The organism is Clostridium manihotivorum (assembly GCF_004015185.1).
Taxonomy (GTDB): Bacteria; Bacillota; Clostridia; order Clostridiales; family Clostridiaceae; genus Clostridium_AR; species Clostridium_AR manihotivorum.
Window position 1 is genome coordinate 669,261 of sequence record NZ_CP025746.1, and the last position, 12,365, is coordinate 681,625.

The 12,365-nt window shown below is 31.2% G+C and carries 11 protein-coding genes; 7 read left to right on the plus strand and 4 right to left on the minus strand.

Features of this window, described 5'->3' with window-relative positions; translation table 11 throughout:
- Window positions 1-49 precede the first annotated feature (49 nt).
- Complete coding sequence (gene nrdG / locus C1I91_RS02900) at window positions 50-559, plus strand: anaerobic ribonucleoside-triphosphate reductase activating protein (RefSeq protein ID WP_128211152.1); 510 nt, start codon at window positions 50-52, stop codon at window positions 557-559.
- A 136-nt stretch (window positions 560-695) separates the two neighbouring features.
- On the opposite strand, the gene C1I91_RS02905 is transcribed toward nrdG, so the two are convergent.
- The gene (locus tag C1I91_RS02905) at window positions 696-1,595 is read right to left on the minus strand and encodes an alpha/beta fold hydrolase (RefSeq protein WP_128211153.1); all 900 of its coding nucleotides are present in this window, start codon (window positions 1,593-1,595) and stop codon (window positions 696-698) included.
- A gap of 333 nt (window positions 1,596-1,928) precedes the next feature.
- Between C1I91_RS02905 and C1I91_RS02910 the strand changes: the two genes are divergently transcribed.
- Window positions 1,929-2,756, plus strand: a complete 828-nt coding sequence (locus C1I91_RS02910; protein ID WP_128211154.1) for a VanW family protein — start codon at window positions 1,929-1,931, stop codon at window positions 2,754-2,756.
- Window positions 2,757-3,172: 416 nt separating this feature from the next.
- Window positions 3,173-4,648, plus strand: a complete 1,476-nt coding sequence (locus C1I91_RS02915) for a leucyl aminopeptidase (protein WP_128211155.1) — start codon at window positions 3,173-3,175, stop codon at window positions 4,646-4,648.
- An 83-nt stretch (window positions 4,649-4,731) separates the two neighbouring features.
- Here C1I91_RS02915 and C1I91_RS02920 read toward each other — a convergent pair whose 3' ends face one another.
- Window positions 4,732-6,048 (minus strand): DUF5667 domain-containing protein, encoded by a 1,317-nt coding sequence (locus C1I91_RS02920; RefSeq protein WP_128211156.1) that lies wholly within the window; start codon window positions 6,046-6,048, stop codon window positions 4,732-4,734.
- Between the two features lie 221 nt (window positions 6,049-6,269).
- Between C1I91_RS02920 and C1I91_RS02925 the strand changes: the two genes are divergently transcribed.
- Both C1I91_RS02925 and C1I91_RS02930 read left to right on the plus strand, forming a co-directional pair.
- Window positions 6,270-6,938 (plus strand): sigma factor, encoded by a 669-nt coding sequence (locus tag C1I91_RS02925; RefSeq protein ID WP_128211157.1) that lies wholly within the window; start codon window positions 6,270-6,272, stop codon window positions 6,936-6,938.
- Between the two features lie 4 nt (window positions 6,939-6,942).
- Window positions 6,943-7,764, plus strand: coding sequence for an anti-sigma factor domain-containing protein (locus C1I91_RS02930; RefSeq protein WP_128211158.1), 822 nt, complete (start codon window positions 6,943-6,945; stop codon window positions 7,762-7,764).
- Window positions 7,765-7,826: 62 nt separating this feature from the next.
- Here the strand turns inward: C1I91_RS02930 and asnS are convergent, their stop codons facing one another.
- The gene (gene asnS / locus C1I91_RS02935) at window positions 7,827-9,218 is read right to left on the minus strand and encodes an asparagine--tRNA ligase (protein WP_128211159.1); all 1,392 of its coding nucleotides are present in this window, start codon (window positions 9,216-9,218) and stop codon (window positions 7,827-7,829) included.
- Window positions 9,219-9,553: 335 nt separating this feature from the next.
- Here asnS and C1I91_RS02940 point away from each other — a divergent pair, with 335 nt between their 5' ends.
- The gene (locus C1I91_RS02940) at window positions 9,554-9,925 is read left to right on the plus strand and encodes a cytochrome b5-like heme/steroid binding domain-containing protein (RefSeq protein ID WP_128211160.1); all 372 of its coding nucleotides are present in this window, start codon (window positions 9,554-9,556) and stop codon (window positions 9,923-9,925) included.
- Window positions 9,926-10,095: 170 nt separating this feature from the next.
- On the opposite strand, the gene C1I91_RS02945 is transcribed toward C1I91_RS02940, so the two are convergent.
- Entirely contained in the window at window positions 10,096-10,794 is a 699-nt protein-coding gene (locus tag C1I91_RS02945) for a metallophosphoesterase family protein (RefSeq protein ID WP_128211161.1), read from the minus strand.
- 348 nt (window positions 10,795-11,142) lie between these two features.
- Between C1I91_RS02945 and C1I91_RS02950 the strand changes: the two genes are divergently transcribed.
- Entirely contained in the window at window positions 11,143-12,219 is a 1,077-nt protein-coding gene (locus tag C1I91_RS02950; protein WP_128211162.1) for a M24 family metallopeptidase, read from the plus strand.
- Window positions 12,220-12,365: the final 146 nt, after the last annotated feature.

A 12,365-nucleotide genomic window follows, 5' to 3' on the forward strand; every position in this document is an offset into this window, starting at 1 on the left:
GATTTTAATTTTTAAATATATGATATTCAAATTGAGGGGATGAAGTTTTATGGATAATAAGATGATAAGGCTTTCTGGAATAATACACGAAAGCTTAGTTAATGGACCAGGGATCAGAAGAGTTTTCTTTTCTCAAGGATGCATACATAACTGTGAAGGCTGCTTCAACCCAGAAACACATAGTTTTGATGGCGGAGAGCTTAGAGATATGGATGAACTAATAGAGGATTTAAAAAATAATCCTATAATAAGTGGAGTAACCTTTAGTGGAGGAGATCCCTTTGAGCAGGCAGATAAGTTTTCTTACATGGCTAAAAAAATAAAAGACTTAGGTCTTAATATTTGGTGCTACACAGGATATACTTTTGAGTACATAGTACAAAATCTTTCTAATAAACCTTATTGGCAAAGGCTTATAAGTAATATAGATGTATTAGTAGACGGAAGGTTTGAAATAGGTTTAAAAGATGAGAACATAAGATATAGAGGTTCTTCCAATCAAAGAGTAATAGATGTGAAGGAATCCTTGAGAGATAATAATATAGTGACTATGTACTAATAGAATTCAAATTTTTAGTTGAATAGATATGTTTTGCATCGAGATGAAATTAATTAAATAATTCCTCTAGTTTATAGAGGCCACTGAAAAAAGCTATTAAATTCTTTCAGTGGCCTCAGTTTATAAGAGAAGTTTTTTAACTAGCCATAAATGATAATACCTCACCTACAAACAAGTCTTCTGCTTCAGCAAAAGGCATATGACCACAATTTGATATTATAGAAAGCTTGCTATCTTTTATTTGATCATTAAATACATAAGCATTGTCTACAGGTAGTACATCGTCTTTAGAACCCCATACTATTAATGTTTTAGCATGAATGTCTTTTAATCTATCCTTTACATTATCAATGGATTTACAGTTTTCTATTACTTTTTCTACTGTGTTACTGTCCATATGTCTATTGTAAAAAAGATTTTTTTCAAAGACACTATAGTTTATATATTTAGGATTATTAAAGTTTAAGCTGTACATAGCTAACTGAGGAAAATAGCTAAGTAGCCCTTCTTTTAATAGTATTTTTGGTGGATCAATATGTAAATGTTCGCCGATACCGGTGCTATCTACTAAGATTAATTTGTCTATAGAGTTTTGATAGTTAAGAGCCATATGAATAGCTACACCTCCACCCATAGAGTGGCCAAGAACGGAAAACTTTTTATATCCAAGGCTATTCATAAAGTCATTACATAGCTTTGCCATGTTTTCACTGCTATAGTCTAGATTACTTCCTTTGTCTGACAAACCAAAACCTATTAGATCTAAAGATATAACTCTATATCTATCAGATAATTTTTTAGATAAATTAAGAAAATCATCAGATGATGAAAATAATCCGTGTATCAATAATATAGGAGGATTTTTATCATTACCACTTATCTTATAGTTTATATTTATGTTGTCTACTTTAGCTATATTATCTGTATTATTTTGAAATGAATTATCTATTATAAAGGTTTGAAAGTAGTTTATTCCAGTCAATAATATAACTAGAAATATAAAAATTAAAAAAGCTGATTTAATCCACCTTTTCACATCTAGTTCCTCCTAAGTTAATAGTTTCAACATAATCAATTATACCAAATTTATAAAGATTTATAGCCTTTTTTGTCGTAATTAAATAGAATTAAATCTATTTCATAGCGGAATGTAGAAGCTTACTGGTAACTAGAACCTTAGGAATATCGTATATAAATATGGTTATTTAAATAAATAATGCTTTAATTGAAGGATATTATTAAAAATAATTTTTGATTTGATAGGAGAATTTGAAAAGATAAACTTTACAGTAAAGTGGTGTGATTGCAGTAATTTGCAAATAGGACAACCGATAAGTACAACTAATTAATTTATAAAAGGAGTAAAGTTATGGCTAGAAGATTATTTTGCGAGATAAGCCCATTAACCTACAAGATTTCTGTGGTAAAGGAACAATTTAAAAGGTATACAAAATGGTTTTTTACAAAGGAAAGATATTCTAAGCATTGTTCTGAAGATAAATTACCTATCTTAATTTATTCTCATAAATCACTTATAAGAAGAAAATTGGGAAATGTGGATATACAACTTCAAGAAAATAAAGCAAAAAATCTTTCGCTTACTGCCCCTAAGATAAATGGCATAATAATAGGACCAGGAGAGACTTTTTCTTTTTGGAAGCTGGTAGGAAGATGCACTAAGTCAAAAGGCTATTTGGAAGGTCTTACTATAAATAATGCTGGAGCTAGTAAAGGTATAGGCGGTGGCATGTGTCAGTTTACAAATCTAATTCATTGGATGGTTCTTCATAGTGAGTTAACTATTGTTGAGCATCATCACCATGACCAATTTGATCTTTTCCCAGACTTTAATAGGGCCTTACCCTTTGGTACAGGTACATCTATTGTCTATAATTATTTAGATTATCAATTTAAGAATAATACAGACAACACTTATCAGTTAATCACCTATACAACGGATGAACATCTATGTGGTGAGTTAAGAAGCCTAAATGAGCAAAAGTTATCATATCACATAATAGAAAAAGATATGAACTTTTCTTTAGAAAAGGACGGATATTATAGGAATAATAAAGTCTTCAGAAGAATAATTAATAAAATTGATGGTAATATAATTGATGAGAAGCTAATAGTACAAAATCATTCTAAAGTTATGTACGATAGTAAATATATAGATAGGAATTTGATAAAACAATAAAAAAATTTTAACATAATATAAATGTAATCTATCTATAATTATCTAAATATGGTATATTATTAAGTAATAATAATTCAATAATACATGTTCTGATTAGGTTTCTACAGTTACTAAATATTTCTAGTATATATATATATCTAGATAACAGAATTGAAGTATCTTTTTAGAGCTTGTATAAAGATGTAACACTTCATTTCGAAGTTAATTTTCAAAGCTCCTCTGGGTTTTGAGAGGAGAATTAAAAATATTATTACGAAGTGGTACATCTATATAGGATTACATTACGAAAACTTAATAGTTGAAGTTGGAACCCTATAAATTAAAAAATATGAAAAGTTCGCATTAAAATTATTAATGCTATTTCAAAGAAGCTTTAAATAAAGCTTAATAAGTTATTAGGAAGAGGTGTAAAAGTAATGAATATTGGATTTAAGAAATTTGGATGTTCAGAAGGAGATGTAGCTATAATTTCTCTTTTTGAAGATAAATTGCAAACTCCTAACAGCGACGTTAATTCTATATTAGAATATGTTAAAGGTAAGGGGAGCTTCTTAGGTAAGTTTGGAGAAGTTTATAACTTTGTTAGGACTATAGATGGCAAGACACAAGATATGGTATTAGTTGGTCTTGGTAAGGAAGAATCTATAGATGCTGAAAAAATAAGAAGAGCTGTTGGTAAAGCTTTAAAGAAAGCTGTGGAACTTAAAAGCTCAAAGGTGTTCTTAAGGCTTGTGGATACAGATAAGATTGAATTAAGCCTTTTAGTAAAGGCTATGGTTGAAGGTGCTGGACTAAGTACATACACCTTTAATAAATATAAAACTGATAACAAAGACAAAAAAGAATTTGAATTCTCTTTAGGTAGTCCTAATGTAGATGATATAAAGGCTATAGAGGTTGATAAGTATATAGCAGAAGCAAATACTCTAGTAGAAGCTACAATATTGGCTAGAGACCTTGTAAATGAGCCTGCAAATGTAATATATCCAGAAACTTTAGCAGATGAGGCTATAAAGGCTGGAATAAAATATGGATTTGAAACAGAAGTATTTGAGAAAAATCAAATATCTGATTTAAGGATGGATGCATTCTTATCAGTTGCTAGAGGTTCTAAGAAGAAACCGAGATTAATAGTAATGAGATATTTTGGTGATGATCAAAATAAGGATAGAGTACTTGGATTAGTTGGAAAGGGACTTACTTATGATTCAGGTGGATATTCACTTAAGCCTAATGATGGTATGGTAACCATGAAGTCAGATATGGGAGGAGCAGCTGCAGTTATAGGTGCTATGAGTGCTATTGCTAAGAGCAAGCTTAAGCTTAATGTAGTTGCAGTAGTAGCTGCTTGTGAAAACATGGTATCAGGTAAGGCTTATAAGCCAGGAGATATAATAGGCTCAATGGCTGGAAAAACAATAGAAGTATTAAATACTGATGCTGAAGGAAGATTAACTTTAGCAGATGCTGTTACTTATATAATTAGAAAAGAAAAGGTAAATGAAGTCATAGACTTAGCAACACTTACAGGAGCTGCTTTAGTAGCACTAGGAACAACAACTACTGCAGTAGTAACTAACAATGATAAGTTCTACGAAGAGCTAGTTAAGGCTTCTAATATATCAGGAGAAAAGGTTTGGCAGCTTCCTGCATTTGATGATTATAAGAAATTAATAAAATCAGATATAGCAGATCTTAAGAACATAGGTGGAAGAAATGCTGGAACTATAACTGCTGGTTTATTTATAGGAGAATTTGTTGAAGATAAACCTTGGCTTCATCTTGATATAGCAGGTACAGCATGGGCTGATGCTGCAGAGGACTACTCTATAAAGGGTGGAACTGGAGCAGGAGTAAGAACTCTTTATGAATTAGCAAAAGCTAGAAGTTAATACTGTATATAAATATTAAACACTACCAGAGATGGTAGTGTTTATGTGTATTTGTAGTATTTTTAGAGATTAAAACTCACAAATTAGTCGTTACTTTTTTCTTCTTCTTTAGAAGCTTTATTTTCTTTTTGGCTTTTAGTTGATTTACCTTTGTCTTTTTCGGTAGACTTATCTTCCTTCTTTACAGCCTTTTCAGCAGCTTTAGTTTCCTTTTTTTCAGTAACTGCTTCTCTTTTTACTTCTCCAGTATTGCTCTTATTTGATGTAGCAATGCTATTACTTTGAGTTGATTTGGACTTTTTACTATTATCTGAAGTAGCTATCTTAGCACTACTAGTAACTGTAGGTACTGAAGTTACAGTTACCTTGTCTTCAGTTGCTGCAGTAGTATCATTGCTTGATGGCTCTTGTGCAGTGGTAGCTGGATCAGTTTCTGGTACAGTAGTTGAATCTTGTGGAGCAGTAGTTGTTGTACCATCGGAACTAGGAGTGGTTTCGTCGTTGTTATCTGAATCTTTGCCTCCTATCTTCGTCTGATCAATCACCTGTTTCTTATTTTCCTTTGTAGCAACAAAAGTATTTTGTTTTTCTGTTAAGCTACTGTTTGCTGTAGCTAATGCTTCTTGAGCTTTTGATATTGCATCGGCATCTCCAGACTTAGTTGCCTTCTTTAGATCTCTTTTAGCTATAGATACTTGTTTTTTAGCAGCATTTAGTTCATGTCTAGCAGTTACCATTTGCTTTACAGCTTCTTTTCTTTTAGTTTGCATATCAATTACAGCAGCTAGTTTAGTTTGAGCTTGCTCTGGTAGCTTGTCTTTTACAGAGTCAAGTATTTCATTTGAGTCCTCTGTAACATCTTCTACAGAGCCAGTAGTAGTATCTACAATATCGGTACTATTATCAGTAGTTGGATTAGTAGTAGCATCATCACTAGGTTGATTAGCAGTATCTGAAGGTGAAGTTGTAGTAGTCCCTTCAGTTGTAGGTTCAGTAGCAGTTTGATCAACCTCAGTAGCATTATTCTCAATAGGTGCTGTATTGTCAGCTATGAGCTTCTGAGTTTCTTCCATAGTCTGTGTATTAACTTCTTCAAGGCCAGCTAAGGAAGTAGAAACTAAGCTCTCCTTATTCTTATCTATCAACTTTTGTATTTCGCCTAATCTTTCTTTTTGTAATGCTAAAAGTTTTTCGATTTTTTTTGCAGGATCCTTTGTAAAGTGTAACTCTATGTTTTCTATAGCTTTATCTAAAGGATAAAATATGCTGTTAGGTGTTAAGCCGGCATAAGAAGTATAATCTTTAGTTGCTTTTGTAGTGGTTGTCTCAGCTGCAAAGGCTGGAACTGAAAATGATAGTAAGTAAGCTATTGATAATCCTAAAATAAATCTTTTCTTCATGAGTAATCCTCCCGTTAATTAAAAATAATATTATAGACATAGGGTTTTATATGAAGTGAAAAATAACTTTCATAAATCGCCCTTGCACTTAAATATACGGGGAATAAAAAAAATTTAGGGGGGTGATATACTATCCCCTTAAATTTTTAGTCTTACACGTATATAAATATGTGTATCACTTAGATTCTAGTAAAATGCTCTAAGTAGGATGGTGATAAAACTTGAGTGAACAGTTTTTTATAGATGATAAAAATAAATTTATAGAAAAAAATATAGATTTTATACATAAAACCTCTTCTTTTATATGTAAGAAAAGATTAGATAAAAGCAATGATGAAGAGTTTAGCATAGCTATGGAAGCATTTAATAAGGCTTGGGATAGCTTCTCAGAAGAAAGAGGTAATTTCTTTTCTTATGCAAAAACAGTAATAAGAAACTCATTGATTGATTATTTTAGAAACTCTAAAAATATTCCAGTGCTTTACTTTGAAGAAGACGAAGGGGCTAGAGAAATAGATAATACAATATCCTTAGATAAATACGATAGAGAGATGGAGCATAGAAGTAGGCTAGAAGAAATTAATTCATATAAAGAAAAACTTGAAGAATACAAAATAGATTTTTTTGATCTTACTAAGAGTTCGCCAAGTCATAGAGATACTAGAGAAGATATTCTTAATTTGGCTCTATTGTGTGTTCGTGATGAAGAAATAATGAGAAGTCTATACGATAGTAAGAAGTTACCTATAGTTAGAATGATTGAGGTAACAGGAAGAAACAGAAAGTTTATTGAGAAATGGAGAAAGTACATAATTTCATTAATAATATTACTTTCTAGCAAGGATTACATATATCTAAAATCCTATCTAAATATAAGAAGGAAGGAGTAGTATAATGAATAAAAAAGGATTAGTTGTTGATATAAAGGGAAACAAGGTGGTTATACTTACTGACAGCGGAGAGTTTACACTTGTGAAAGCATCTAAAGTATTGCCGATAAAAGGAGAAACTTATGAAGGGAATGTGGTAGGTAACGGAAGTTCTATGAAAAGGATAGCAGTGCTGGCAGCAAGCTTTTTATTAATATTCACAATTGGTATAGTAGATTACTATAACCCAGTAAAGGCTGTAGAGTTAAGTGCCAAATCAAAAATATTATTAGAAGCTAATAGATGGAATAGAATTGTTAGGGTAAGTACAGATGATAAAAAGATTAAGGATGTAATAAATGTTGATGAAGTAAAGAATATGTCTTTGAATGATGGCTTGATAATGCTTTCAAATGAGGTTAAGGACAAGAATATAGTAGCTTCATATTCGGAGTTAAGCGTTAAACCAATAAAGGGGAATCCAGATATGAACACCGTAACAAGTGAAATCAGCAGTCTAAGTAAAGCTGAAAAAAATAACGATATAGAAAACAAAGAACATAGGGATAGTAGCAATAAGCAAGATACAGAAAACAGCAGTGATAATAGCAAAAAAGAGAATAATAATAGTGAGCAAGATAGAAATAATGATAAAGATAAAAAGAATAATAATATAAATAAAAAAGAAAATACTAATGGGGATATTAATAATAGCTATAATAATAATGCAAAGCATGATACTAATATAGATAACAAAAACAAGGGCAATGTAGAGGAGAAACAGAAAGGCAATAAGCCAATAAATGAAAGCGAAAAGAGCAGTACAAAGGAAAAACATAATAAATAGTCATGAAGTTATGTCTTTTAAAGATTAAAATAATCCCCAGCATGATTGCTGGGGATTATTGATTAAAAGTCGCATTGACCAGTTGTTCTTGGGAATGGTATTACGTCTCTTATGTTTGACATTCCTGTAATATACATTATTAATCTTTCAAAGCCTAAACCGAAGCCTGAGTGTACAGTTTCACCATATTTTCTAAGTTCAAGGTACCACCAGTAATCTTCTTTGTTAAGACCAAGCTCTTCAAGTCTTGCTTCAAGCATAGAGAGTCTCTCTTCTCTTTGGCTTCCACCTATAATTTCACCTATTCCAGGTACTAAGCAGTCCATTGCAGCAACGGTTTTTCCGTCTTCGTTTAATCTCATATAGAATGCTTTAATCTCTTTAGGATAGTTAGTTACAAATACAGGTTTCTTAAAGATTTCCTCAGTTAGGTATCTTTCATGCTCAGTTTGTAAATCGATACCCCATTCAACTGGGTAGTCGAAGGTTTTACCAGAATTCTTTAGTAAGTCTACAGCTTCAGTGTAAGTAACCTTACCAAATTCTGAACTTAATATATGATCTAATCTTTCTTTTAGACCTTTATCTACAAATTGATTAAAGAAATCCATTTCCTCTGGACATTCATCCATAACGTACTTTATGACATATTTAAGCATTTGCTCAGCTAGTTCCATATCATCTTCAAGATTAGCAAAGGATATTTCAGGTTCTATCATCCAGAATTCAGCAGCATGTCTTGCTGTGTTTGAATTTTCAGCTCTAAATGTAGGACCAAAAGTATATATATTTCTAAATGCTAAAGCATAAGATTCTCCATTTAACTGACCGGAAACAGTTAGGTTAGTTTCTTTTCCAAAGAAGTCTTCTTTGAAGTCTATCTTGCCATCTTCTGTTTTAGGAACGTTGTTTAGATCCATAGTAGTTAATCTAAACATTTCTCCAGCACCTTCACAATCGCTTCCAGTTATTATTGGTGTATGAACGTAAACAAAATTTTGGTCTTGGAAGAACTTGTGTATTGCATAAGCAGCTACAGAACGTACTCTAAACACTGCAGAGAATGCATTACTTCTAGGTCTTAAGTGAGCTATTGTTCTTAAATACTCAAATGTATGTCTTTTCTTCTGTAATGGGTAATCAGCTGATGACATACCCTCTATAATAACTTCCTCTGCTTGGATTTCAAAAGGTTGTTTTGCCTCTGGAGTAGGTACTAATTTACCTATAACAGATATTGAGGAACTTATTGGTAGCTTAGATACCTCTTTAAAGTTTGAAATATTAGAATCAAATACTACCTGAACATTTTTAAAGAATGAGCCATCATTAACTTCTATAAACCCGAAAGCATTTGATGCTCTTAATGTCCTTACCCAACCTGAAATTTTTACACTTTTCTCAATATGCTCTTGTGTTTCTCTATAAAGAGCTCTTACTAATGTAGTGTTCATTTTATGACCTCGCTTTCTTAATTATTGTTTGCGTTTCAAAAGTATTTTATAGGTTATAATTAGCATTTTTATTAATTTGTACATAAACATTAAAAAACCTATCAATCCACTTTTATGGATGAAAGGCTTTATTTTCACGGTACCATCTAATTTGTCATAAAAATGACCTTATAAATAGTTTTGTAGTTCTTAAAATATAACGGTTGTAACCGGTTAAGCCTACTAATTTTAACACTTTAACCCTTAAATAATATTTATTTTACACTAATAGTTTAATAAATGCAATTATTCACTCATAAAATATAGATATATATTGATATTTAAGAGGTTGAGCAATGATTGATTCTATGGAAGAGTTAATAATACAAAAGTTCAATAAGATAAATTTTTGTAAAAAGATGCTTTTAACAGCTACAAAGGAAGATAGGTTAGATTTTATAAAGGATATAGAAACTTTAACTTTGCAGATCGAAACCATGTTGGATTACAGTAGTACGAAGGTGAATAACGATTCTATCAAACCGAATAAGAGGGGAGAAGTGTATAGGGCTAGGGATTTTAGTATGAAAGATCTAGAAAAATACAATGGGCTAGGAGACAATTCTGCCTATATAGCTGTAAATGGCACCGTATATGATATAACTGGTGAAAAATTATTTAATGTGTTAGCAGGCTTAGGAATAAAAGCAGGGACAGATCTTTCCTAGGAGTTTAATTCAGGCAAGCTTAATAAACAGCTTCTAAAAAATATACGAATAGTTGGTGTGCTGAAAGATTAGTGATTAAAATACTAAGGTATAAGTGTGACAAAATTCTATAAAGCTTAGATTGTATGATACTTATACCTTAATTTATAGCTCACATAACTGTGTAAAGTTTATTCATATCCTGTTTCATAGGAATGAACTAACTGAGAAGGAAACTTCTTCATCTCCATATCCTTCATAGTCCTTTTATATTCATAACTTACTTTTCTTATTTCCGCTTTGACACTTCTTCCTTTTGATATGTCTATAATTGCATAAGTTGAGTCAGGAGAGCCATTCTTAGGTTTTCCTACACTTCCTCCATTGATTATCATTTTATCATTGATCTGCTTTATCATAGGAAGATGAGTATGTGCGCATACTAAAATATCTTCTTCTATATTACTTACTATACTTTCTAAGTCAGGATTGTTGTCGTACAAATATTCATCTATTCTATTAGGACTACCATGAACAAAAAGGACTTTCTTGTTGTCGATGTTTAGAGTAATACTACTTGGAAGATTCTCCAGATAGTACTTGTTTGAGGCTCTAAGTTCATCTACAGTCCAAGGCAAAGAAAATGAATTTATATTAGTGTCTCTTATATATGTGAAACCATTATCCACAACAGAGGCATCATAATTACCTTTTATGCATAATATGGATCTTCTTTTTATCATAGCAATTACTTCATTTGGTTGAGGACCATACCCTACTAAATCACCTAAACAAATTACTGTATCTACATTTTGACTATCTATATCCTCGATAACTCTAAGTAGAGCATAAAGATTGCTATGTATATCTGATATAACTGCAATTCTCATACTTTTTCCTCCTAGTTTTAATTATATGGACCGCTTTAGATTAATTATAGCTCTATAAATTTATAATAAGTTTACATATTTTATATCTTTAATAAGGTTATTATCCTTAAAGAAAATTGTGCACTACATAAATTTATTGATATCTATATTATACCACTTAATACATATTCATAATTTTGTTTATTTATTATTCATAAAGTTTTTAAAAACATTATATTAGCATACACAGGTTTCTAACTTCATAGTTTAATTAAATGGATTATATATAATTTTTTGTATATAATTAATAATGGAATGAAGTTATTATTTTTATATTGATATAAATTGTAAGCTTAAGGAGATAGTGTAATGAAACAGAATAGATTAAATAATATTTTACGAGAAATGAGTAATACAAATCTTAATCAGATGATCTTAACATCGCCAGCAGCGATTTTTTATCTTACTGGAAAATGGATTGAGTCTGGAGAGAGGCTTTTAGCGTTATATATAAATACAAATGGAGATAAAAAACTAGTTATAAATGAGCTTTTCCCGATACATGAAGACTTAGGATTAGACTTAGTTTGGTATAACGATACTCAAGATCCTATAGTGGCTCTTTGCGATATAATAGATAAATCTAAAACATTGGGTATAGATAAAAATTGGCAGGCACATTTTTTGATAAGACTTATGGAAAAAGGTGCAGCAACTGCTTTTGTTAATGGCTCTCCAATAATTGATAAAGCAAGAACTATAAAAGATGCTGAAGAGATAGAGCTTATGAGAAAGGCTTCTGCTATAAACGATAAGGTTATTGGAAGAGCTGTAGAAAGATTTTCAAAAGACAAAACTGAAAAAGCTCTAAGTAACATACTAGGCGAATTGTATGAAGAAGAGCGTACTCAAGGATTTTCTTTTACACCTATCGTTGCATATGGTGCAAATGGAGCTGATCCACATCATGAAACAGATTTATCTCTACCAGCAATAGGGGATAGTATCATAGTAGATACCGGATGTAGAAATGAATTTTACTGCTCTGATATGACAAGGACATTCTTCTATGGTGAACCTTCAGAAGAGGCTAGAAAGGTCTATAATATAGTTCTAGAAGCAAACTTAGCTGGTATCAGTAAGGTAAAGCCTGGCACTAGATTCTGCGATATTGATAAGGCTGCTAGGGATGTTATAGAGGGGTATGGATACGGAAAGTATTTTACTCATAGAACAGGGCATTCTATTGGCATAGAGGTACATGACTTCGGTGATGTTAGCTCTGTGAACAAAGAAGAGGTTAAGCCAGGGATGATTTTCTCAATTGAACCAGGAATATATCTACAAGGAAAAGTAGGTGTAAGAATAGAAGACTTAGTATTAGTTACAGAAGATGGCTGTGAGGTATTAAATAACTATTCTAAAGAATTAAGAGTATTAAAATAGTCTGTCTTAAATTAGAATGTTTAAATTAAGCATAGCCTTAAAATAAACCTTCTATAGAGTAGTATTATTTGTGAAGTTTTTTTAGGTAAGTCTGCGTATAAATCATAGATATTAATATATTTGTGTAAACTAGGCAATAAAACTTA